We start from the raw sequence: 24,029 nt of genomic DNA, 5'->3' as shown, positions 1-24,029 counted from the left end.
ATAATCAACATGTTGACAGAAATCCGTACCGCTATCCGTCCTGCCGTCGTGATCCTCCTGCTGCTCGCGGGCATCACCGGCCTTGCCTATCCCGCCTTGATTGCCGGGCTCGGGCAGGTCGCCTTTCCGGTCCAAGCCAACGGCAGCCTGATCGTTGCCAATGGCACAGTCGTCGGCTCCGAGCTGATCGCCCAGGGATTTGTTGGCGCACGCTATTTCCACCCTCGGGCTTCTGCCGCTGGCAAGGGGTACGACGCCAGCGCATCGGGAGCGACCAACCTCGCGCCCGGATCAAAGGATTTGCGTGATGCTATCGCGAACCGGGTCGCTGAGGCTCGCGTACAGGGAATGGCGGGGCCCCTTCCGGCCGACCTCGTCACCACTTCCGCTTCCGGGCTCGATCCTGACCTCAGCCCGGAGGCGGCTTTTTCTCAAGTCGGCCGTATTGCCAAGGCGCGGAACATGCCTGCAACGGAGCTTCATCGACAGGTCGAGCACGCTATCGCCTTTCCGGCGCTTGGCCTGATCGGCGACGCCCATGTAAACGTCCTGATGCTCAATCGACAGATCGACGGATTATCTGCTAAAACATCCAAGTGAGTGACCTGCCCCGCCCGACACCCGAAGCACTGCTGAAAGTTGCAAAGCGGGAAGCGCGTGGACGGCTGAAGATATTCCTGGGTGCCGCGCCGGGAGTCGGCAAGACCTATGAAATGCTGCGGGAGGGAGCCGAGATGCTTCGCGGCGACACCGATGTGGTCGTGGGCTTTATCGAGACCCACGGCCGCCCCGAGACGGAGGCGCTGGTGGCGCCCTTCGAGGTCATCGCCCGCCGCGCGGTGACCTACGGCGCGCAAAAACTTCACGAATTCGACATTGACGCGCTGCTGGCGCGCCACCCGACGGTCGCTCTTGTGGACGAGTTTGCGCATTCCAACGTCCCCGGCAGTCGCCACCCTAAACGCTGGCAGGATATCGAGGAATTGCGCGACGCCGGGATAAACGTCCTAACGACCCTCAACATCCAACACGTCGAAAGCCTGAACGACGTCGTGGCAGGTTTCACCCGCGTCAGGGTGCGCGAGACGGTGCCGGACGCAATGCTCGACGATGCCGAAATCGAGATCGTCGACCTTCCGCCCGACGAACTGATCGAGCGGTTGAAGGACGGCAAGGTTTACGTCCCGCACGAGGCATCGCGCGCGCTCGGGCATTTCTTCTCAAAGTCGAACTTGTCCGCTTTGCGTGAACTGGCCCTGCGCCGGGCGGCACAGGCAATCGACTTGCAAATGCTCGACCATATCCGTCTGGCCGGAGAAAGCGGAAACTGGGCAGCCGGCGAACGGGTGGTCGTGGCGGTCGGCGACCAACCCGGTAGCGAAGCACTGATCCGGGCCACCAAGCGCCTTGCCGACGCATTGCGAGCGCCATGGACGGCGGTGAATGTGGAAACCCCGCGAACCGCCACACTCGGCCCGCTTTCGCGCGAGCGCATGGCAGGCGCGTTGAAGCTGGCCGCAGCATTGGGCGCAACGATCGTCACTGTCCCGGCTCGCACCGTTCTGGCCGGGCTATGCGCGCACATCATCGAGACCCGAGCCACGGCCATCGTGATCGGAAAATCGCGCCGGAGCTGGTGGTTCGAACTACGTCACGGATCGGTGGTCGACCACCTCGTGCGCCAACTCGATGGTGTCGCGATCCATGTCGTGCCGGTCAGCGACGGCGTTCCACCGCCTGAAGATGTCGCCGTCACACGCAAGGGGTCGATACGCGGGTTTGGCGGCAGCCTCGGCCTGATCGCATTGACGACCGCCTTGGCCGCTCTGATGAGGCCATTTGTCGGAGCAAATTCAATCGACCTTATCTACCTTATCCCGGTTATCGCCACGGCAACGTTATTCGGCTTGCGGTCATCCCTACTCGCCAGTTTTGCGGCCGCCCTCGCCTATAATTTCTTTTTCCTGCCGCCGCTTTACACCCTCACGATCAGCGATCCCGGAAATGTCGTGACGCTGCTCGTGTTCGTGATGGTCGGCACAATCGCCAGTCAGATGACAGGTAGGTTAAAGCGCGAGGCGACGATCGGTGCTCGCACCGCGACCGAGAATGCCGCACTGGCCGCATTCGGGCAACGTCTGGCCGGGGTCTCGGATGGAAAGGGCACGGCGGACGCAGTTTGCGAAGAAATCTCCGCCTTGCTCGATGTATCGACCGTATTGTTCACCAGCCGAACTTCGCCCCTGCAAGTCACTAGCGCCAGCCCCCATGAGCCATCGCTCGGCCCCGTCGACATTGCTGCCGCCGAATGGGCTTTCGACCAGGGGACCGTGTCGGGCCGCGACAGCGAGACACTGAATGCCTCTGACTGGCAATTTCACCCGCTGATAACGGCGCTGGGGACATTGGGGGTGCTGGGTATCGCGCGTTCCACCTCCGGCGACCCGGTGCCGACGGAAAAGCGAATATTATTCTCAACGCTCATCGGACAGGCGGCACTGGCCCATGAGCGGCTAAAGATCGAAGCGAATGCGTGGGAGGTTGACGCGCTCAAACAACGCGACGAGCTGCGCGCTACCCTTTTGTCTTCTCTGGGCCACGACCTGAAAACGCCGCTTACCGCGGTAGTCGCTGCGGCCAACGCCCTGGCCGTCGAACATGGATCATCCCAGACATCGGATTTGCTGCAAAGCGAAGCGCGTCGTTTGCGGCGGGTGTTCGACGACCTCGTGGAGATGACCCGGCTGGAAACGGGGGCGCTTGTCATGAAGCGCGAGGCGACCGATCTGGTGGATGCGATTGCGTCTGCCGCGCAGGACCTGCGAGCCGAATTAGCGACCCACCAGCTTATTCTCGACGTCGCTCCCAACCTGCCATTTGTGCAGGCCGATCCCCGGATGCTCCATCATATCCTGATCAACCTGTTGAGCAATGCTGCCAAGTTCTCGCCGGTCTCTGGTCGAATATCGGTGACGGCCACGCGCTCTCGCAATGGCCTGCGCCTCGTCGTTGGCGATGAGGGTCCGGGCCTTCCGCTCGGCGGTGAAAACGACATCTTCCTCCGGTTTTCGCGTGTCGAGGGCGACGACCGGAGCGGCGGGACGGGACTGGGGCTGGCGATCGTAAAGGGGTTTTCCGATGCCATGGGCCTGACCGTGCGGGCCGCAAATGGGGAAGATGGTGGGGCTCGCTTCGAAATAGATTGGCCAGAGGCGATGCTGCGTCGCGTGACGCCGGCCACTGCCCAGTGACCGGACAAATCTTGATCGTCGATGATGAACCTGCCATCCGCCGGCTGGTCAATGCGGCGCTTGGACGGGCTGGCTATGCGGTCGATGAGGCGGCCAATGCCGTCGAGGCTCTTGTCATTGCCAGGCGGCCCGGTTGCGAGCTGATCTTACTCGACCTCGGCCTGCCGGACCGCGATGGCCTGGAACTGATCCCTCTGATCAAGGCGATGGATCGTGAGCTGATCGTCCTGACGGCGCGTGATGCGACCAGCGAGAAGGTTGCAGCACTCGACCTTGGGGCCGACGACTATGTGGTGAAGCCATTCGACACCGAGGAACTGCTGGCGCGCGTCAGGGCGGCGCTGCGCCGTCGCGCGGGGGGAAATTCGACATCCGGGCCGGTGACTGTGCGTAACATTGTTATCGACACCGTTTCCCGGCAGGTCTTGCGCGATGGCAATGAAATCCACCTAACCCCCAAAGAATATGGGGTTCTGACCGAACTCGCGCGCCATCTTGACCGCGTCATCACGCATACCGAGTTACTGTCGACCGTATGGGGTCAGGCGCACCGGACCGACATCGAATATCTGCGTGTCGCGGTTCGCGGGTTGCGGCTGAAGCTGGAGATTGATCCTTCCAGCCCCGAGCTGATCAGGAATGAACCAGGAGTGGGTTATCGTCTAGTCGGATTCTGAATGCGCCGGCCCGGAGCTCGCATCCGATCCGTGGAACATCTTGCGCACGAGCACGAAAAACAGCGGCACGAAGAATATTGCCAACAGCGTCGCGGTCAGGGTGCCCCCGACGACCGCAGTACCAATCGCCACCCGGCTTTTGGCACCTGCCCCCGTCGAAAGAGCGAGCGGCATGACACCGAAAATAAACGCGAGGCTGGTCATGATGATCGGCCGCAATCGCAGGCGTGCTGCTTCCAGTGCCGCATCGAAAGCCGACTTGCCCTGTTTCTCGGCCAGTTCTGCAAACTCCACGATCAGGATCGCATTCTTGGCGGAAAGCCCCATCGTCGTCAGTAAGCCTACCTGGAAAAAAACGTCGTTGTCCAACCCCCGCAAGGCGACCGCAACCGCCGCCCCCACCAGTCCCAGTGGTATGACAAGCATAACCGACAACGGGATCGACCAGCTTTCATACAATGCCGCCAGACACAGGAAGATCACCGCCAGCGACAACGCATAAAGATAGGGCGCCTGTGCGCCGGATAGGCGCTCCTGATACGAAAGACCGCTCCACGCAATCGACGTGCCCGGTAGCGTCGCCGCGATTGCCTCAATCCGCTTCATGGCGGCCCCAGACCCGACGCCACCCGCTCCCTGTCCCTGAATTTCGAATGCGGCCAAGCCATTGAAGCGGCTGAGCGTCACCGGAGCGACTCGCCATGATGTCGTGGCAAAGGCGGAAAATGGCGCCATCTCACCGTTGGCCGATCGGACAAACCAGTTCGACAGGTCGTCAGGCTTGCTACGAAACTGGGCATCGCCCTGGAGATAAACGCGCTTCACCCGGCCCCTGTCAACGAAATCGTTGATATAGTTCCCCCCCCAGGCAGCGGATAGGGTGGCATCGACCTGCGATTGCACGAGGCCTAGCGCGCCAACCTTCTCCTGATCAATATCGACGTTGAGAGTCGGTGTATCTTCAAGGCCGTTGAGGCGGACGGCGGTAAGCTGATCGTCCCTTTGGGCTGCATCCAACAAGGCATTCTTGCGTTGCGTGAAATCTTCGCGACTGAGACCACCGCTGTTGAGCAGTTCGACGGTAAATCCGGTCGAGTTGCCGAGGCCACGCACGGTCGGCGGATTGAGCGCAAAGAATTGCACATCGCGCAAGTTCGCCAGCCCCGCGGTAACGCGCTTTACGATTCCGGCGGCGCTGTGTTCTTCACCCCTACGCTCGTCCCACGGCGAGAAGGCAATGAATCCTCTTCCGGCATTTTGTCCTGCTCCACCTTGTCCCTGCCCCGCGACCGTATAGACGATCGGTACGTCGGCCTTTTCATTCTTGTAGAAATAATCCTCGATCGCCTTGGCTGCAGCAATGGTCCGCGCCTGGGTCGCTCCTGGGGGCAAAGTAAATTGCAACTGCGCTCGCCCCTGATCCTCGCTCGGCAAAAAGCTGGTCGGCAGGCGTAAAAACACGACCACCAGAAGCACGACCACCAATGCGTAAGCACCGAGCGAGATATAACGGCGCTCCCAGATCGTGACGATTGAGTTACGGTAGCGATCGGCGGTGCGATTGAACCAGCCGTTGAATTTTTCTCCAAGACGATGCGCTTTGGCAGCAAGTCCGTTGCCTTGCGCCTGGGCATGCACATCGGGCCGCTTCAAGAGGGTTGCCGCCAACGCCGGCGTCAGGACGAGCGCCACCAGCACAGACAGGACCATCGCCGACACGATCGTGATCGAAAACTGACGGTAAATCGCACCGGTCGATCCGCCGAAGAACGCCATCGGCAGGAATACCGCCGTCAACACCAGTGCGATAGCGATCAGTGCCGTCTGGATTTCACCCATCGACTGTATGGTCGCGTCGCGGGGAGACATGTCGGGATTTTCCTCAAGAACCCGCTCGACATTCTCGACCACGACAATGGCATCGTCGACCAGCAACCCGATGGCCAGCACCATGGCGAACAGTGTCAGCGTGTTGATCGAATAGCCGGCTATGGCGAGCACGCCGAAAGTGCCCAGCAAAACGACTGGCACGGCAATTGCCGGAATCAGGGTTGCCCGCCAGCTTTGCAGGAACACGAACATGACAATCACCACCAACAAGACCGCCTCAAGCAATGTCTTGATGACTTCGTTGATCGAAAGCTTGATGAACGCGGTCGCGTCATAGGGGAAGGCGTAGTTGAAACCCGACGGAAACGATTCCGCTTGGTGGAGCACCTCGTTGCGAACCAATTCAGCCGTTTTCAGCGCATCCCCACCGGGCGCAAGGGAGATCGCGATGCCTGCGGCGGGATGACCGTTTAGTCGGCTTATCGAAGAATAGCTTTCGCTGCCCAGTTCGACACGGGCGACATCGCGCAGCCTAACGGTCGATCCGTCAGTCTGCGTCTTGACGATGATGTCACGAAATTGTTCGGCGCTGGTTAGGCGCGAACGCGCTGTAATGGTGGCATTCAGCATCTGCGTATCGGGCGACGGCTGGCCGCCAATCTGTCCGGCAGCGACCTGGGTGTTCTGAGCCTCGATCGCCGTCCGCACATCGCTCGGCATCAACTTGACCCGCGCCAGCTTGAACGGGTCGATCCAGATCCGCATCGCATATTGCGATCCGAACACGTTGATATCACCAACGCCCGGCAGCCGCGACAGCGAATCCTGCAGGTTGGAGACGAGATAATCCCCGATATCGGCACTGGTCGCCCGGTCGCTCGCGTCGTAAATGGCAGCGATAATCAGCGGATCGCTCGATGATTTGGTAACGACCAGTCCCTGTTGCTGGACCGCCTGCGGCAAACGGGGAAGCGCTTGCTGGACCTTGTTCTGGACCTGCACCTGCGCGATATCGGGATTAGTTCCTTTGGCCAGGGTCACCGTGACCGACACCGATCCCGCCGAGCTGGATTGCGACGAAAAATAGAGCAGGCCATCGATCGACGTCAGCTGCTGCTCAATTACCTGAGTGACGCTTGATTCCAGCGTTTCAGCCGATGCCCCGGGGTAGTTGGCGCGAACGTTGACCGAAGGCGGCGCAATGTCGGGAAATTGTTCGACCGGCAGCGCCAGGATGCCGCCTATGCCCGCCATCATGACGATGATCGCCAGCACCCAAGCAAAGATCGGTCGATCAATAAAAACGCGGGAAATCATCGCGTCATGATGCTTTTGCACGCTGTCCGGACCAGTATCGCATAGGCCTCAGACTGATCAGGATAGCGGCCGTTGGTCATTAAGGGATGCCCTAGCTGGGGACGCCATGGACCGCCTGTCCAATAGGGCCCGGAAATTCGCTCCCCCGCCCCCGCGCCTTAGCGTCCGCAGGCGATTTGAAAAGGGTGGCAGAGCGCAGATCGCTACGTTTTTAGCGGAAAGTCGCCGTATGGCGTGTCATAGGCAGTTCAATATCCGTTCGAAGATCATTTATGCATCGTGGACAATCCTTGTATTTCGACCTCTTGCGGCTGTCGGCCGCGCTGGAGGTATTCGTTTTTCACCTCGCGGGCTTGCCAAACACCGGCGCGTCGAAGGCGTTGTGGAACAGCTTTGGCCACGAGGCGGTGGTCGTATTTTTCGTATTATCCGGCTTTGTCATCCCATTTTCGACCACGCCCCCCCGGACCACCGGCGTCGATCCAAGGCCACCGGCAGGGGTTCGTGCCTATGCCGTTGCTCGCCTCACGCGCGTTTATTCGGTGGTGCTGCCTTGCCTTGTGCTGACCTATGTTTTCGACCGCACCGGCCAAGCGATTGATCCACAATTGTATAGCGGGATGCCGCCGCCGGGCTCGGATTTCTTGCGCCTGCTAATGGGTGCTACAATGCTGAATGAAGCGTGGGTGTCCATCCAGATTATGTCGAACACCCCGTTCTGGTCGATCAGCTACGAGTTTTGGTATTATGTGATTTTCGCGACCCTGTTTTACTGTCGGGGTCGGACCAGAATTGCCCTGACTGCCGGTGTCATGCTGATCGCGAGCCCCAATATCATGTTGCTGTTCCCGATCTGGGCAGTGGGATGGCTGGCTTTTCGCGAAACGGCCACGAGGAGATGGCGGAAATCAATGATCTGGCTGGCGTTCGTACAACCAGCTGTGGTGTTCGCCGTTTATTATAATCTGGACCTCCAACGAGCTGGCGGACAGTGGCTGGAGCGCGGTCTGGGCCATGACTTTTGGTGGACCCAGATGGCGTGGTCGCGATACCTGTTGACCGACACCATGCTCGCTTGCAGCATTGCGCTCAACCTGACGGCTGCCAAGCAACTGGGTCCGGAGCTGAACGCCGTTATAGGATTTTTCCGATCCCCGATCCGTTGGGGTGTCGCCCGGTCATTCACACTTTATCTATTGCACCAGCCTGCGATCCTGGTCGTCACAGCCGTGCTCGCAGCCTATTTCCCGAATGAAAGATCGGCGGTCCTTATCGCCACGATTGCGCTGGTCATTATCGCGGTCGTGGCGCAGGTCACGGAGATGCAACGCGGACGGTTAAAGCCGCTTGTGCGGTGGCTCGTCGACCTGGTGAGTGACAGGCTGAAAGCTTTACGGGGAGTCAAGCAGTACCGTGCCCAGAGTTAGCACAATCGATCGCTCCTTCGGCACCTGGCGCGGGCTGGTACGGCTCATCATTTCCCATGGTCAGTCATTGGTCGTACCTCGGGCCGACCTGACCAAAATCAGACGATTGGTATTCGTTTGTCACGGCAATATTTGTCGTAGCTCATATGCCGATGTCCTGGCACAAGACATTGGGTTGAATTCCGCTTCCTTCGGTCTCAGCACGACCAGCGGGCTTCCCGCGCATCCTCCAGTGACCGAGGTAGCGCGCGAACTGAACGTCGATCTAACGCGCCATCGCACGACCGCGGTCGGGGATTTTCAGGCCCGGCCCGATGATCTGATGCTGGTGATGGAGGTTCGTCAGATCGCGAGGTTGCACAGCGATCCACGGTTCGACGGCCTGCAGATTGACTTGCTGGGGCGGTATGCGGGCGTTCCGCACCTGCACGACCCGTATCGGCTGTCGGAGAGTTATGTGCGAACCTGCCTCAAGCGGATCGATCACGCGGTCCGGACGCTGGCTATCCTTGTTCCCGGGACCAAAGCTTCCTGACGATATTGGCGAAATCGCAGATCAAGGGCCTGGGGTCATCGAACCTGAAGACATAATATCGCGTCCGGAAATTAAAAAATTCGAGGAAATAGTCGAGGGTTTCCGCCCAAGGTCGCCGCCGAAAGCTGCTGTCCCTGATGGCCTGTTCTTGGAAAACGACGCGCACCAACCTGCGGGATTCGGGAATCATGTATCGCGCGCGCAGGTCTGTCCGTGGGACGGGTGCGGTCGCGGTCTCACGCAGCACGCTGCGCCGAAACGATTCCCATGCAAACTCTGCCCCGCTTGCCGACGCCAGTGGCAAGCTTCCCCAAAATCGGCCGTTGACCTCCATCAACCAATAGCGCCCGGTTGCCGGGTCGTGACGATATTCCACCATCGCGGGCCCATCCCAGTCGAAAGCCCGCAGCAAAGCCTCGGACTGTATCATCTGGGCGCTGTGTTCGGTGATGGGAACGCTTCGGCATAGCGTCGAAACGCCGCCTTCAGGTGGCCATTCATGGAGTCGGAGATGCTGGAAACGAAGCGTTGCCTGCCCTCCCGACATATGGATCATCTGGCCGATACCGACACCCGGGCAATAGGTTTGAACCAGCGGCCAGCGTGCCAGCCCGTCGTATCGGCTGAGCGCCGCAAGCAAAGCGCTTTCGTCGTTCGCATACTCGGCCTTCAGGAAGGTCAGTCCCCGTTCCGCGAGCATGGGCGCGAGCCTTGGCGGGTCGGCCCATTTCAGGATAACCGGATAATCAAAGCTTTGCGTCCGCGCTGCAAAGTCTTCCCCCTGAACCGGCTGCCAGCTGATTGGGACGTCCATTTTGAGCGAGCGCCCCAGTGCCAGCGTCACCGACTTGTCGAGCACCTGGGCCAATGGTCCGGGGCGCGGCGTCAGGATGTGGCAATTTTCGATAAGCCTTGGCAGCGCGGACAGCTCGAGGAGATCGGATTCGGACACCGCCAGCAGCGCGTCCGCGCCGGACTGTCTGATGAGCTGCGGAACCCACTGGTCGATCGCACCCTGTGGCCGGACATGCTCCTTCGTAGCGAAGCGTGACGCGCCGCCGATCGATCGACCGGAGCGCCCGATCGCCTCGACCTCGACGCCATGCGCACCCAGTTCACGGATGATGGTCAGTCCAATCGGCGTGTCCGACCCAAGGACCAGCGCCTTCATGAACGTGACGTGCGTTCGTACAGAACGGTCGCGGCAACCTGTTCGACCGTGCGCGCCACGGTTCGAAATATGTTCGGCGCGCGACGCGGCAAATTCTCACTGACCGACGCGGCAGGATCAAGCGTCCCGAACGTCGCGCTTTCCAGACGCGGGTGGCTGCCGATGAATTTGGCGAGGCGGTCGAAACGCTTGATCACTGACCAGTTCGGACGCTGGCGATCGCGGGACAGCATTTCGAAACTGTGCGTGACGATCGTCGCCACCGACTGTCCTATGGTAGCCGCATGATCGAGCATAGCGCGCATCTCCCAGTCCGACATCGCACAGACCTGCGCGGGCCTGAAATGACCGGGGCGGTCGTACAGGCCGGAAACAGGCAGTTCGATCGTCGAAAGAATCTCGACGGGTGAGTTTTGCCCGGCAGGTATCGTGATCTGGCAATCACCCCGAAGAAAATCGGCGTTGACGCTGGAGTCATACGTCAGTCCGACCGCTGCAACTGCTCTTAGCGTATCGTCATTCGCACCGAAGTTTCCCGCCCTGAATGCGGTCGGTCGCGGGGCACCCGCGCGCTCGAGGACGCCACAACCATAGTCCAGCAGACTTATCTGATCGGCCAGCGGGAAATCGGCAATGTTGCGACCGCGCCGCCCCTCGACTGGCGAGGCGATCGCCCATTCGAGCCATTCAGGATGGCAATGGAGTTGGACCTCGTGACCCCGCGCAAGGACACGTTCAACGATGCTGGCAATGACCGCTTCACCGAGGACCAGCGACGGCATCGGGTCTACAAAATAAATCCCCTTCAGTCCGTGTCTGTCCAACACGTGCATCTGCCATTCGATTCCGAAATGACCGGCGCCACACCGTCCGAGGACAGACAGATCGAAATTTTCCTGCGCGCTGGTCCCAAGGCGGTGAAGTCGAGCGGACAGCTCGGTATCAACAGTGATCAATACGGCGGTCATTGTGGTTCTTTAGCCGCCATAGTGTTTCTTTGCCGTTAGCGCCTGTGCGGGTTAAAATAACACCTGAATTGACGTCAGTCGAAAGTGTAGGGCACCACGCCACGATGGTCGGGGTTTACGTGGATGTTCCGCCCAGCCGGGGGAAATGCGCGCTGCTCGCATTCCCGTCGCGGGCAAATCCGGCAGGATACGCCGATCGGCGTCACGCTTCGGCTGCCCGCCACGTCGAGTTGATCGCCATAGATAAAGTCCTGTGCATAGTCGACCTCACACCCCAGCGCGACGGCATAGCGGCGGCTCGGCCGGGCAAAGCTGCCCGACGGTTTGACGAGACCCTTGGCCATCGAGACGTAGCGCACGCCATCGGGCGTCTCGGCAAGTTGCACCAGAACGCGGTCGGGAATGGCAACCGCTTCATGGACGATCCACAGCGGACATGCGCCACCAAAACGCGCAAATTGCAAACGCGTGGCCGAATGGCGCTTTGTAATATTTCCCGCCATGTCGACGCGGCAGAAAAAGAACGGAATTCCTGTGGCGCCCGGACGTTGCAAGGTCGAAAGACGGTGGCACGCCTGTTCGAAACTTACACCGAATTCCAGGCGCAGGGCGTCGATATCGTGCCGCGATGCGCGGGCAGCGTGCCTGAATTGTGAATATGGCATCAGCAACGCGCCGGCGGCATAATTGGCAAGACCCACTGAAAGTAGCTGAAACGCTTCCTCGGAGCGCAGCCGGGCGCTGTCTATGACAGCGTGGATCGGCGCTGCCAGCTCCAGTCGCATCAACTGGTGGGCAAGCAGGAATAGTCGGCTCTCGCTGGGCAATGATGGATCGACCGACAATGTTCTTGAGGTCACGTCGAAGCTTCGCAAAGGGCGATCCGCAGGCAGGTCGCTACCGATTGAAACGCCATGCGCCCGCTGCAGGCGCTCAGTGATTGCAGCCGCCGGACCCGCCTCGTCCAGTAATTCCAACGCGATTGCTTCAGCCCGCCGGTCGATTGCGTCGATATAATTGCCCGACGCGTGGAACCAGTCGCGGACCTCCTCCCACGGCAGCGGCGTTTCGCTGCCGCTGTTCAGCGCATCATCGAGCGAGCGTAGCTGCTCCTGCGACCGGGCGTAGGCGGCATGAAGCGATACCAGATGCGTGGCAAGAAGCGGTTGCTGGTTCACGGCCCGTCGCATTGCATCGGGCGGAAATTCGGAATCGGGGGTCGTCGTCGCGTGCACAGCAGCCTCGACCGCGGCCAGCAAGGCCATTGTGTCGTCCGCTCCGGTGTCCGCCCAGTCATCGGGAAATGCACGGGCGAATGCCATCAGGACGGCATCGGTCATTGGGCGGTCGTTGCTTTCGATCTGCGAAAGATAGCTTACGGACAGGCCGATCCGCGCCGCCAGCTCGGTTTGGTTTAGGCCATGTCTTGCCCGCAAGGTGCGCGCACGTTCTCCTGCGAAAACACGTTTGCGCGGTGTCTGCAACATAGGCTGTCAGGTCCATTGCAAAAGATCAGTGGCGTTTTGCAAATCCGCCGGGCGAAGTCCAGCCGAGTATTCAGCCTGCGGAAACAGCGCCCTTCGGCAATGGTTCGACCGGAGGCGCGCGGCCAGTCAGCGCGGCTTCAAGCTGAACGCTATCCAGCGCGCCTTCCCACCGCGAGACCACGATTGTCGCCACCGCATTGCCGATGAAGTTGGTCAGGCTGCGGCATTCGCTCATGAAGCGATCGACGCCCAGTATCAAAGCCATTCCCGCGACGGGCACGGATGGAACAATCGACAGTGTCGCGGCCAGGGTTATGAAGCCAGCCCCCGTGACCCCTGCTGCCCCCTTTGATGACACCATGGCGACGCCGAGTAGCAACAGTTGCTGTCCGATAGTGAGGTGCACGTTGCAAGCCTGCGCAATGAACAGCGCGGCGAGCGTCATGTAGATATTGGTGCCGTCCAGATTGAAGCTGTAGCCTGTGGGAACGACCAGACCCACGATCGACTTGGGGCAGCCCGCCCGCTCCATCTTCTCGATCAACGATGGCAGGGCGCTTTCCGATGACGAGGTGCCAAGGACTAGCAGCAATTCGGCTTTCAGATAGGCAATGAGTCTGAAGATCGAAAAACCGGCAAGTCTCGCGACGGTTCCGAGGATCAGAATGACGAACAGCAGCGAGGTGGCATAAAAAGTGCTCACCAGGAGCGCGAGGTTGGCAAGCGTTCCGATCCCGAATTTGCCGATCGTGAAGGCCATCGCACCGAATGCGCCGATTGGTGCAACACGCATCACGATACTGACAAGTTTGAAAAATACGATTGACACGTCTTCCAGAACGATCAACGCGCGCGCTCCGCGATCACCGATCAGCGCGAGGCTGACGCCGAACAGAATCGAGACAAAGAGAACTTGCAAGATATTGCCCTGTGTCAGGGACGACAGGAACGTGTCGGGGATGATTGCCGTAAGAAATCCGGTAACCGAGCTTTCGTGCGCTTTTGCCGCGAACTCGCTCACTTTTGACGCATCGAGCGTGGCTGGGTCGATATTGAGCCCGGCACCCGGACGAATGACGTTGGCGACGATCATCCCGACGAACAGCGCGAGCGTTGAAAAGAACAGGAAGTAGGCGAACGCCTTGGCCGCAACCCGCCCCGCGCTTTTAAGGTCGCGCATTCCGGCTATGCCGGTGACGATCGTCAGGAAGATCACGGGCGCAATGATCATCTTGATCAATTTGATGAAGGCATCGCCGAGCGGTTGCATCGCCTGTCCGGTCGCGGGCGCAAAATGGCCGAGAAGGACTCCCGCGGTTATGGTGATGACGACCTGGATGTAGAGCTGGCCATACCAGGGCTGCGGGATCGGCCGGTCCGGTAATGGCTCGCGGGGTCGGCCGACGATCACTGCGCCTCGATGATGTGCGGCACGAAGCGCGCGAGGTTGCGCGTAATCGGGTCGACATCCTCCCGCACGCCCATGCCCACGGCCGCATCGCCGACCATCCAGACGCCAAGGACCGGATACTTGCCTGCAAATTCGGGAGGAGGAAGCAGCGCCTGGCAGACATGGCCTTCGCCGCCATAGCCCTGATCGACCGTGGCTCCGGCAATGCCATCGCGAACCGTTACGATATTGGCACCCTCACGCGAGAAGATCGGCTTTCTGACATAGCTGGGGCCAAGGGTATTGGCAGCGGGATCATCGGCGAAAAAAGCGGGCAGAAGATTCGGGTGTCCGGGATGGCGTTCCCACAGCAATGGCAAAATGCCCTTGTTCGACAGGATCGCCTTCCATGCCGGCTCGATCCACCGGACCCCGGCGGTCAGAAGGTGGGGCGCATAAGGTTCGCGGAGCATGTGCTCCCAAGGATACAGCTTGAACGCCGCTCGCAATTCGAACCCGTCTGCATCGACGAAGTGCCCCGTGGCATTCACTCCGATGTCGCGCATTGCAACGAATTTTGGTTCGATACCGACCTGCGACGCGATGTCCTCGAAGAACCGCACCGTCTGGCGATCCTCGATCGCGTCCGCGTCGGCTGCGAAATGAACGAACCCTCCGGTCGGGAACAGCGTGGCAAAGCGCCCGCGCAGGGCGTCGAACAGGCTGTTGAACTGGTCGGTTTCGGCGGACAATGTCCCCGATGCGAGCAACTCCTCGAGCCACAACCACTGAAACGTCGCACATTCGAATACCGAGGTGGGCGTATCCGCATTATATTCGTAGAGCTTTGCCGGCCCCCGCCCGTCGTAGAAGAAGTCGAACCTGCCATAGAGTGAGGGCTGTCGCGACCGCCAGGATTCGGCGACAAACGCGCGATAGGGCTCGGGTATGGCGAGACGGTCCATCAGCGCGTCGTTGCGCACGACCTCGTCGACCAATTGAAGGCAAAGCTGGTGGACTGCTTCGGCTGCGGGCTCGATGTCGTTTTCGATCTCGGCCAGCGTAAAGCCATATGCGGTCGCCTCGTCCCAGTACGGCGCGCCGTCGGTGTCGTGATAGACAAAGCCGATCGCATCCGCTTTTTCGCGCCAATCTGTGCGGGGCTCAAACGTGATGCGTCGCACCAGACTCAGCTTTCGAGCGTCTTGGTATCATTGCGTGCTTCGAGGAGCGGTTTGGCCGGCGCGGCAAGTCGCGCGAGGATATCGTCAGCCGAGGACTGGCCCGGCAATATCCCGGCGATCCGCAGTTTCTCGTCGAGGTCCGCGCCCGTGCGTCGATCCTCGATTTCGCCTGCTGCCCGAATTTTCTCGCCCCGAATTGCCTGCCGCTCACGTATACGCGCAAGGCTGTCGGCGGCCGAACCGAGCGAACTGCCGGCGCCACTCGCCGCGACGGTCGCCTGAGCCCTTTGCACCGATTCGTTGACCTTTACGACTTCGACCTCGCGCCGCAATTGGTCGATCTTGCGATCGGTCGTGGCGATCGTTGCGTGGATTTGCTCCTCGGCCTCGCGCATCCCGTCGATCTGCGGGACCTTCAGCGACATGTCCTGTTCCAGATCGGCGATGCGCTGGGCAACCTGACGCGCCAAATCCATGTTGCTCTTTTCGACCGCCGTGCGTGCGGACGCTTCGTATTTGGCAACCTGCGACCGAAAACTCTCAACCTCGGTTTCCAGCATCCGGCGTCGGGCGACCAGACCGGCCAGGTCGTCACGCGCCTTTCCCTGCGCCTTGTCGGCGTCGCGAATTTCCTGATCGAGAATACGCAAAGCGTTGGCGTCAACGACCGCCGCAGTCGCTTCATGCGCGCCTGCGCGACCGAGGGTGAATAATTTACTCCAGATTGCCATGGCAACGTCTCCGAACAAATAAGGGGATCAGGTCGCAGGAACGAACGCCTGGCGCAAATCGGTGGCCGCCGCGATGGCGTTTTCAGCCAGCATACGCAATTCGATGACGATCGTCTCCAGCGAGCTGGTCGTCGCGAGTTCGCCGAACAATTCGTAAAAATCACGCCCGTCGACGGTACCGATCCCGAAATTCGAAAGTGGCACCAACTTCTGCGCCTTCAAAAGAAACTCGTTGAAGGCGGCACGGTTCTGCTGCTCGTCACAGGGCCAAAGCAATACCGACGCGGCGATCTGTGCTTCGCTGACATTGACAAAAAGTTCCAGGTCGCCGTGGCTGTGCACCGTGACCATCAAGACCGGGTCCGTCCCCTCGACAACACGGGCAGTCACTTCGCCGTTGCTGGAAGCCGGATGGGAGTCGAGCGCGGCCTTCAGCGTGCGGACGGTCCACGGGGTGTCGGTCATATTCGCTCCAGAGCAGGCATTTGTGTCCTCATAGAACATCCGCCAAAGGGCGCCAGTGATTTGGCGGTGCTATCGCACCCGGCGGGTTTACCCTATAGCCAGAAGCTCACCTCGAGAGGTTTTATGTTTAATCGTCTTTTCGGTCGAAAGCAGGCCTTGGAAGGGTCACCACTTCCCATCATCCGAAACGTCACGCTGGGTCGCAGTATGATCCTCGATCCGTTGGCGTGGCGGCGGTTTGGTGACGCCCTTAGATTTCCGTTTGATAGCGACACCCTGCAGATCGTAGCGCAGGGGCTGGTCGAATTGGGCGAAGGCGGGTTCGTTCATCGCTTCTACACCGATGATGACATCATGTTCCAGGCCGTCACAAACGATCGCGAGGGGCAGGACGTTACCGATGTGACTCTGTTCGCGCCTTGGCAAAGTAGCTATCCTGGAGCGGCCGCAGAACGAACGGCATGGCGCGCGCGACTTTCGGCCCCCGCCTTTACGACGTCGGACCTTCCCGAATATCGCCGCTTCTGGTTCGACGATGCTGCTCCGTGCCAGGAACCGGTAAGTTTTTGGGAGGATGTCCACGACGACCGCGATGGTATCGTGGATCGCCGTATCTTCCAGACCTGCATGCTGTTCGCACGCCCGCTGGACGGTGATGGTCGCGAACTTTTGCTGGCGATCGACCAAGAAAACGAGGCCGGGGAAGTGTCGTTTGAAATAATGCTTGGCGTCGCGCTCGAATTTGGCGAATTCAAGGCCTGAAGGGGAAGAATATGATCGACCTGTACAGTTTTCAAACCAGCGCAATCGCCTTCATCATCGCGTTTTTTGCCGCAGGATTGTTCACCATTCTTTTCAAGATCGTCTATCAATGGGCCACGCCCTACAACGAACACGAATTGATCCGTGACGGCAACGTCGCTGCCGCACTCACTTTGGGTGCGGCGCTGATCGGCTATGTGCTGCCACTTGCGTCCGCGCTCGCCCACACGTTCACGCTTGCCGAGTTCGCGTCATGGGCGTTGCTGGCGGGTGTCATCCAGATCGTCGTGTTCACCGTGGTCCGTCGGTTCGTCATGCCCGATTTCAGCACCCGGATCGTGCGCGGCGAGATGGCAGCGGCGACCTATATGGCGAGCATTTCTATCACCGTCGGCGTTTTGAACGCCGCGTGCATGACGAACTGAGGACGCAATCATGAAGCGATCAAAGGCTCTGGTCCTTACCACGATGATGGCAGGCGCAGGTGTCTCTCTGACAGCGTGCGATGGGGCGGATAGCGTTGGCAAGCCGGTCGATGCCGTCAGCTACACATCGGTGGCGGAGTGCCGGGCGGCGGGGGCCCTGCCCGCCGCGCAATGCGATGCCGCCTATGCCCAGGCGCAGGCCGACAATGAGAAGGTTGCGCCCCGGTACGAGGACAGGCAAACCTGCGAAGAGCAATATGGCGCGGCCCAATGTGCGCCTCGATCGAACGGCAGTTTTTTCACACCGTTGCTGACCGGCTTCATCATCGGCCAGGCGCTGAACGGCGGCGGAGGCTATCGTGGCGCACCGATGTATCGCGACCGGAATGGCGATTATTTCGGAGGTGCCGGAGGCCGCATCACGCGCGACTATGTCAGTGGACGCACTCAGGTCGGATCCAACGCGTTCAACCCGGCTGCCAGCGCGCCAGCAAGGGTTCAGTCGCGCAGTTCGGTTATTTCGAGAGGGGGGTTCGGCGGGTCGATCGGGCGCGGCTTCGGTGGTTGACCATCAGGTTGTTAGGGAAATCAGGGTCGCCCGGCGCTGAATTTGCTGATGGCCAGCGTGATGCCCCATCCGATCAGGGAGCATCCGCCGACCCAACCCAGGAATCCTGAGACATCACCGGTCGCAGCAAGAATCATGCCGGGGAGGCACGCCAGGGCAACCGCGATGCGCCGAACAGACTTGCCCTGCCCGTCCCCGCGCCCGGAGCCGACGCGGCGGCGCTTGGGATCGCCGACGCACAAGACCCCAATCGATAGGCCCGACACGGCGATGGCCAGGACCGGGAGCACGATCATTCGGCGCGTTTCAGTGCAGCGGGCAGAGGTGCCAGCTTGCGATCCGAGATTCGAGAGTGCTGCCACAAAATCCAACAGCCTGCCGCGCCGACCGCGATGTCGACGGCCATGATCACCGGTTGCCCCGCCGCAAGCGCCATGGGCCATCCCGGCCCGCCCATGACGAGACGAAGGAAGGGCAGCGCGACCAGCGTTGCTCCGGTTATTCTCTGCAGGAAATAACCAAGCCGGGCATTGGTGCGCATGAAAACGCCCGCGGTTATTGCAATGGCGGACGCGATCAGGAACGCAGCGGGAGTCCAGAAAACGGCCGATCCGCGCGGCATCGACAGCAGGAAAGCCGCCGCCGACAGCGCGAGGGCGAAGGGCAGACCAAAGCCGACGACAGTCGTGGCGCGTTCGAGCCAGTCGAGCGATCTTTGCTGGTCACGGCGACGCACCAACCACAGGCGAAGTCCGCTCAGCGTGACATAGCACATCGCAAAGCCCAGCCCGAACCAGACCGCCTTTGACAACACGCCGAAGAAATTACCGAAATGCAGCGGGCTCATCATGCCCGCCGCCGACCCGCCGAAGGAGGGTCTGGCCCCGATCAACGGCTTGATCCGGTCGAAGGCTGCGGTCGCGCCATGGTAGCCGAGCGAGACGGGGACGATGGCGCCCTCCCCCGCCGGATGGTAGGTCGTGACACTGGCGTCGGCGCGCCCGAGTTTTTCGATCGTCATGAAAGTCGGTATTTCACCCGCGCGCAATATCGGGTCGCGCGCGATGCGATCGAGATTGCCGGTTCGGGTCGCGGTGGCATCGGGTTTCACCGGATTTCCATAAATCGCTTCGTTCATGGCCTGCTGGTCGCCGCCGAATGCTGCCATGGCGACAATCGGCACCCCGACGGTGCCGAAGAACGAAAAGAAGCTGCCGGTGAAGGCGAGAACGAATGCGAATGGCAAGCTCCAGGTCCCGGCCACGCTGTGTCGATCCCGCGCAACGAGGACGGACCCGACGTTTTTGCGCAAGGTGAAAATATTCGTGAACAGATGACGATGGATCAACAGGCCCGAGATTGCCGCAACCAGCATTGCGAGGCCGAGGATCCCGGTGAGGATCAGCCCCCATGGGTTCGGCAGATGAAGGCGCACGTGCGTATCGACCAGAAAACTGCTCAGCGCATCGTCATTCCGCGGACCGAACACCTCCTCGCTGGTGCCTTCGCGGGCGCTGATGATCTTGTCCGCTGTATCGAGCTGGTAATAAATGCCCCGGCTGATCGGCTCGCCACTTTTCGCAACCTCGTCGCGGTGGAAAAATGCCCCGAGGCCGTGGTCGCCAACTTCGAAGAGATTGATGTCGTCATGATATTTGACGGGCGTGCGCGCGGCGAGGTCGCGGATCGATCGATCGATGGGCCGCTGGAAAGCCGAAACGGTCTGCACCCGTCCGGCGGACCAGATACCGATCTCGTCTGCGAAAACCGCCATCATGCCGGTGAGCACGACCGCATAGAGCAGCAAGCCGAGCACGATCGCCGACCAGCCGTGGACGGCGATCATCAGCTTGGTCTCGCGCTTGGCCAGGTTGATCATGGGCGCGATCCAGCGGCAGGAACCGGGTGGTCGAGAAACTGACCGGCGATCAACGCGGCGTGGACCATGAAGACTAACAGTGCGACCAGCGCGACCCGCCCGATCCGCCGGTCGAGACACGCATGAAAAAGCAGTGCCGCCCAGACCAGTGGAACCAGCATCAACGGCAGCACCAAATTGTCGATCCCTGCGGCCCCGCGCGGCAACCACAACGCCATGCCGGCCATCGTCACCAGCGCGATGACGACCGCGCCCGGCCCCGCAAATCCGATCCTGATCCATTTGATCGTAGTGGCCGACATCGTGCGAACGCCCCATATGTTTATGCTGGCCACGGCCGTAGATGTCGATAATTCAAATGAGAACAATTCTCAATAGCACAAACGCAATGGGCGACGCTTTGGCTTATGATTTGAGCGATTGCCTGCACCAGTCGATCAGGAAGATCGCCACAAGCGACAGGCCGAATACCGGGAACAGCACGCCGCCGATGACCAAAACAACTGCCAGTCCACGCACATTGCCGGCGGATACCCGTGTCGGCGCACCGATTGTTCCCGGCGGACGGCGGCGCCACCACATGACGATCCCGCTGACGACAAGCACGATGATGGCGATGCAGGTGGCAAGCATAAGCAACTGGTTCGCCAGCCCGAAATAATTGCCCATGTGAAGCTGGATGCCGAGTTCAATCGCTTTCGCGGCCCAGCCATAATCCCGGTAACCCACTTCCCGGATCATGGCCCCCGTCCAGCGATCGAAATAGAAGGTGCGCTGGCCCTGCGGCTGATCGGGATAGGTATAGGCGGTGTAAACGCCCGACGGCCCGCTGGGCAGGAACAGCCGGTAATCCCCTTTCAGATCGTATTTGAAAGCCAGCGTATCGCGGATGCGGTCAACACCCGTGACGGCGGCATCATCATTTGCCGACGGCATGGGCATCGCGTGACCGGCGTGACCGGTCGGCATCGCCGACGCTGGCATCGGTGCCAGTTGCATCGTCCAGGGCGCCTCCCCCAGTGCGGTTTTCATCGGCAAGCTGGTCGGCGCGTTCTCGGTGCGGTTCGATGCCGGATATCCGATACCCAGAGCGGCCGTGCCCCGGTTTAACAATGCCCCCTCGACCCCCGCCCAGGGCAGGCCGGTCAGCAGCAGGAAAGCGATGAAGGCGGCCGCCCAGACCCCCGTCACGACATGAAGATCGCGCCAGAATACGCACCGACCGCCTCGCAAGCGTGGATACAGGACCCCAGCCAGACCGCGTCGCTCACCCGGCCACCACAAAAACAGGCCGGTTACGATCAGCACCAGCGCCCAGCACGCGGCCAGCTCGACAATCCTGTCACCGAAGGTCCCAAGGGTCAGCGAACCGTGCATCTCGTCGGCAAATCCCACCAGAGTGTGGCTATAGACCGTCGAACCCAGAACCCGGCTGGTCGCGGGATCGACCGCGACCCGAACCGGATCGCCCACGACCGGCGTGATGAACACTGTGGCTGATCGACCGGTTGTGCGCGGAAGATCGATCCGCGTCGGTGTTCCCGGAAAGGCCCTTGCCGCCGCCTCGATCATTCGTGACGGTTGCTGATCGACCCGGTGCGACGCGACAAACCGCTGTTCGGGATAAATGACGTCGTTGATCTCGTCGTTGAACAGGTAAATTGCGCCTGTCACACTGAGGATCAGGAGGAAGGGCGCGATCATCAGCCCGGCGTAGAAATGCCAGCGCCAGAAAACGCGATGAACACCGGACCGAACGAGTGTGCGATTGAGCATCGTGCGGCTCCTAGAACTTGCTGGAAACAGTGATTTCGACGCTGCGTGGCGCCCCGACAAAGACCTGCGTGTCGCTGTATCCCGACCAATAGGCGTAGAACTTGTTCGCCAGGTTTCGCCCCCTGATGGTGAAAGTGGCCCATGGCGCCCGATAGATGAGCGCCGCATTCATGATCGTGTAACCCTGGACCCGGATGTCGTTTGCCGTGCTCGTGTAAATGTCACCGACATGGCGCACGGCGGCGCTGGCCGTCACGGGCAGGCCGTCGAAACTGTAAAAGATCGTGAGGTTGGCGGTCCGCTGCGGCACATTGACCGAGCGGTTGCCCGACAGGTCGACCCCGCTTCCGTTCGTCAGCCGATCATATCGTGCCTTGAGAACCGCCGCATTGGCATCGATGGTCAGGGCGCGCGTGACATTGCCGACCGCGGAAAACTCCAGCCCCCGCGACGACTGGGTGCCACCCTGCACCTGGATGGACGGTCTTGCCGGGTCACGCGTCAATATGCCCGCCTGCCTGATCGTATAGGCCGAAGCCGTCAGTGTCAGACGATCGGCAAACAGGCTGGCCTTCAGCCCCCCCTCGATCGAATCCCCCTTCGTCAGATCGACGCTGGCGCGCAAGCTGTTGGAAAGCAGGAGCGAGCCAACCGGCGTGATGGCATGGCTGTATTGCGCGAATAACTGGGTCTTTGGGGCCAAGTCATAGGTGGTTCCGATCCTCCCCGACACCGCCTTGAAGGATCGCCCGAACAGGTTGGTCGTCATCGTGTTCAGATCGTCGATGCGACGGTGCAACTGGATATCGTCGAACCGCAAGCCACCCAGCAACAACCATTTGTCGTTGAGGTTCAGGGCGTCCTCAGCGAACACCGCCCAGCTGACGATCCGGGAATCGTAGTTGGCACGGTTGCCGTTGCCCGGATAATTTGCGGCGATGTCGACCGGAAAACTGCCGCGCGCCGGATCGAACAGTGCAACGGCGGTCGTGTCGCCAAATCGACGAATGGTTTGGAACCTGGTTCGGCTATATTCGACGCCCAGGTTCATGCGGTTGCGCAGGCCCGCCACGGTAAAGCTGGCCGTCAGATAAGCGCGGTTCGACCAGAAGTCCTGATCGTGGTAAATCTTGGTCGTGCTGCGGTCGAGCAATCCCGATGATTGATTGTAGGTGAAATCCTCCGAATTCTCCCACTGACGCTTACCCTTATAGGCATTGATTTCATCCGTCAGCGTCCACCCCTCACCAGAGTCATAGCTGACCCGGCCCCGTCCCCAATACGCGTCTGAATCCATGCGGCCGTCGGTGACGTTATAGTTTTCGTCGCGCATCGCCTTGTCGAGGACGTAGCCGTTGGTCGTTCGAACGACGTTTGACGGGTCGCGCGCGACCGATCGGGGAACCAGGGGCGCGCCCTGATACGGCGTGCGGTTGCGGTCGCCATAATAATCGAACGCCAGCAACACCGACAGATTGTCCAGCGGTTGCAGCTTCAGGCTGGATGTCGACTGGATCGTCCGGGAATTGGTGTCATGGACATAGCCGTCGGAGCGCGACAGGCTGAGGTCGGTCCTGAAGGCAATATTTGGCGACAGCGGCTGATTGATCCCGACGCCGAGCCGAACTGTATTGAAGCTGCCGTAGCTGGCCAGGACATCGACCTGCTGCTTGTCGAACAAAGGTGTTTTCGGCACCAGATTGATGGCTCCGGCCAGCGCGCCGTCGCCATAGAGGACCGATGCGGGCCCTTTCAGAATTTCGATCCGTTCGAAATTGAAGCTGTCGTAATTGCGGTTCAAAATCGTTGAATCGGCGGCGCGCATACCGTCGAAAAGATACGAAACCGCGCCGGTCGAAAAGCCGCGAATGGATGCGCTTGCAGGCTCACCGGGCAACAGCCCGGCGACCACGCCCGGCGCGCTGTCATAAGCCTCGACCGTTGTCCGCAGTCCTTTTGCAAGCATTATTGTCTGGGTGATGGTCTCGATTGTCGCGGGCGTTTCACGGGTGGTGAGACCCAGGCGACTCCCAGCTTGGGTGACCTGATCGAGCGGGTCTGTTGCGCGTTGGCCGGTCACGATAATCTGCGGTTGATGGCTGCTGCTGTCCGCGGCTTTGGCAGACGCGGCGAACGCAAAAACAGACGCTGAAACGATGAGAAATGTTTTTAACATGAGAGATCCT

General features: G+C 60.5%; 21 protein-coding genes. 8 read left to right on the top strand and 13 right to left on the bottom strand.

Features of this window, described 5'->3' with window-relative positions; translation table 11 throughout:
* Positions 1–9 precede the first annotated feature (9 nt).
* Genes kdpC through Q0R02_RS13380 form a run of 3 tightly spaced genes read left to right on the top strand, consistent with a single transcriptional unit; the run spans position 10 to position 3,928 of the window.
* Positions 10–600, top strand: a complete 591-nt coding sequence (kdpC, locus tag Q0R02_RS13390; protein WP_293884281.1) for a potassium-transporting ATPase subunit KdpC — start codon at positions 10–12, stop codon at positions 598–600.
* On the top strand, positions 597–3,251 hold the full coding sequence (locus Q0R02_RS13385) for a sensor histidine kinase KdpD (RefSeq protein ID WP_293884280.1): 2,655 nt from the start codon (positions 597–599) through the stop codon (positions 3,249–3,251). The genes kdpC and Q0R02_RS13385 overlap by 4 nt, the downstream gene beginning before the upstream one ends.
* Entirely contained in the window at positions 3,248–3,928 is a 681-nt protein-coding gene (locus Q0R02_RS13380) for a response regulator transcription factor (protein ID WP_293884278.1), read from the top strand. Before Q0R02_RS13385 ends, Q0R02_RS13380 begins: the two co-directional genes overlap by 4 nt.
* Here the strand turns inward: Q0R02_RS13380 and Q0R02_RS13375 are convergent.
* Entirely contained in the window at positions 3,914–7,075 is a 3,162-nt protein-coding gene (locus tag Q0R02_RS13375; protein ID WP_293884277.1) for an efflux RND transporter permease subunit, read from the bottom strand. The genes Q0R02_RS13380 and Q0R02_RS13375 overlap by 15 nt on opposite strands.
* A gap of 290 nt (positions 7,076–7,365) precedes the next feature.
* On the opposite strand from Q0R02_RS13375, the gene Q0R02_RS13370 reads away from it, so the two are divergent.
* Together Q0R02_RS13370 and Q0R02_RS13365 are read left to right on the top strand one after the other, a co-directional pair.
* The gene (locus Q0R02_RS13370) at positions 7,366–8,502 is read left to right on the top strand and encodes an acyltransferase (protein ID WP_293884275.1); all 1,137 of its coding nucleotides are present in this window, start codon (positions 7,366–7,368) and stop codon (positions 8,500–8,502) included.
* Between the two features lie 67 nt (positions 8,503–8,569).
* A complete protein-coding gene (locus tag Q0R02_RS13365; protein ID WP_293884326.1) occupies positions 8,570–9,037 on the top strand; it encodes a phosphotyrosine protein phosphatase in 468 nt (155 codons plus the stop codon).
* On the opposite strand, the gene Q0R02_RS13360 is transcribed toward Q0R02_RS13365, so the two are convergent.
* From Q0R02_RS13360 to Q0R02_RS13330, 7 genes are all read right to left on the bottom strand, one after another.
* Positions 9,006–10,208, bottom strand: coding sequence for a carboxylate--amine ligase (locus tag Q0R02_RS13360; protein WP_293884273.1), 1,203 nt, complete (start codon positions 10,206–10,208; stop codon positions 9,006–9,008). The genes Q0R02_RS13365 and Q0R02_RS13360 overlap by 32 nt on opposite strands.
* Positions 10,205–11,176 (bottom strand): hypothetical protein, encoded by a 972-nt coding sequence (locus tag Q0R02_RS13355; protein ID WP_293884271.1) that lies wholly within the window; start codon positions 11,174–11,176, stop codon positions 10,205–10,207. The genes Q0R02_RS13360 and Q0R02_RS13355 overlap by 4 nt, the downstream gene beginning before the upstream one ends.
* Before the next feature lie 74 nt (positions 11,177–11,250).
* Positions 11,251–12,663 (bottom strand): short-chain fatty acyl-CoA regulator family protein, encoded by a 1,413-nt coding sequence (locus Q0R02_RS13350; protein ID WP_293884269.1) that lies wholly within the window; start codon positions 12,661–12,663, stop codon positions 11,251–11,253.
* Between the two features lie 70 nt (positions 12,664–12,733).
* Entirely contained in the window at positions 12,734–14,074 is a 1,341-nt protein-coding gene (locus Q0R02_RS13345) for a dicarboxylate/amino acid:cation symporter (protein ID WP_293884268.1), read from the bottom strand.
* Positions 14,071–15,237 carry a glutathionylspermidine synthase family protein gene (locus Q0R02_RS13340; RefSeq protein WP_293884267.1) on the bottom strand — a complete coding sequence of 389 codons (1,167 nt, stop codon included), beginning with the start codon at positions 15,235–15,237 and terminating at the stop codon, positions 14,071–14,073. Before Q0R02_RS13340 ends, Q0R02_RS13345 begins: the two co-directional genes overlap by 4 nt.
* A gap of 5 nt (positions 15,238–15,242) precedes the next feature.
* Positions 15,243–15,968: a PspA/IM30 family protein gene (locus tag Q0R02_RS13335; RefSeq protein WP_293884265.1), complete on the bottom strand. Its 726-nt coding sequence runs from the start codon at positions 15,966–15,968 to the stop codon at positions 15,243–15,245.
* Between the two features lie 27 nt (positions 15,969–15,995).
* Entirely contained in the window at positions 15,996–16,433 is a 438-nt protein-coding gene (locus tag Q0R02_RS13330; protein WP_293884263.1) for a YjfI family protein, read from the bottom strand.
* Between the two features lie 123 nt (positions 16,434–16,556).
* Between Q0R02_RS13330 and Q0R02_RS13325 the strand changes: the two genes are divergently transcribed.
* Genes Q0R02_RS13325 through Q0R02_RS13315 form a run of 3 tightly spaced genes read left to right on the top strand, consistent with a single transcriptional unit; the run spans position 16,557 to position 18,188 of the window.
* Positions 16,557–17,195, top strand: a complete 639-nt coding sequence (locus Q0R02_RS13325) for a DUF2491 family protein (RefSeq protein ID WP_293884262.1) — start codon at positions 16,557–16,559, stop codon at positions 17,193–17,195.
* Between the two features lie 11 nt (positions 17,196–17,206).
* Positions 17,207–17,620: a DUF350 domain-containing protein gene (locus Q0R02_RS13320; protein ID WP_293884261.1), complete on the top strand. Its 414-nt coding sequence runs from the start codon at positions 17,207–17,209 to the stop codon at positions 17,618–17,620.
* A 10-nt stretch (positions 17,621–17,630) separates the two neighbouring features.
* A complete protein-coding gene (locus Q0R02_RS13315; protein ID WP_293884259.1) occupies positions 17,631–18,188 on the top strand; it encodes a DUF1190 domain-containing protein in 558 nt (185 codons plus the stop codon).
* A gap of 20 nt (positions 18,189–18,208) precedes the next feature.
* Here Q0R02_RS13315 and Q0R02_RS13310 read toward each other — a convergent pair whose 3' ends face one another.
* The 5 genes from Q0R02_RS13310 to Q0R02_RS13290 form a co-directional block, all read right to left on the bottom strand.
* Positions 18,209–18,484 (bottom strand): hypothetical protein, encoded by a 276-nt coding sequence (locus tag Q0R02_RS13310; RefSeq protein WP_293884258.1) that lies wholly within the window; start codon positions 18,482–18,484, stop codon positions 18,209–18,211.
* A complete protein-coding gene (locus Q0R02_RS13305; RefSeq protein ID WP_293884257.1) occupies positions 18,481–20,067 on the bottom strand; it encodes a PepSY domain-containing protein in 1,587 nt (528 codons plus the stop codon). The genes Q0R02_RS13310 and Q0R02_RS13305 overlap by 4 nt, the downstream gene beginning before the upstream one ends.
* The gene (locus Q0R02_RS13300; protein WP_293884255.1) at positions 20,064–20,369 is read right to left on the bottom strand and encodes a hypothetical protein; all 306 of its coding nucleotides are present in this window, start codon (positions 20,367–20,369) and stop codon (positions 20,064–20,066) included. Before Q0R02_RS13300 ends, Q0R02_RS13305 begins: the two co-directional genes overlap by 4 nt.
* A gap of 103 nt (positions 20,370–20,472) precedes the next feature.
* Positions 20,473–21,843 (bottom strand): PepSY domain-containing protein, encoded by a 1,371-nt coding sequence (locus Q0R02_RS13295; RefSeq protein ID WP_293884253.1) that lies wholly within the window; start codon positions 21,841–21,843, stop codon positions 20,473–20,475.
* A gap of 10 nt (positions 21,844–21,853) precedes the next feature.
* Positions 21,854–24,019, bottom strand: coding sequence for a TonB-dependent siderophore receptor (locus Q0R02_RS13290; RefSeq protein WP_293884251.1), 2,166 nt, complete (start codon positions 24,017–24,019; stop codon positions 21,854–21,856).
* Positions 24,020–24,029 lie beyond the last annotated feature (10 nt).

The sequence above is a fragment of the Sphingomonas sp. genome (assembly GCF_025353885.1).
GTDB lineage: Bacteria > Pseudomonadota > Alphaproteobacteria > Sphingomonadales > Sphingomonadaceae > Sphingomonas_O.
The sequence above is the reverse complement of the archived record's forward strand: the minus strand, read 5'-3'. Positions and strand labels throughout refer to the sequence as shown.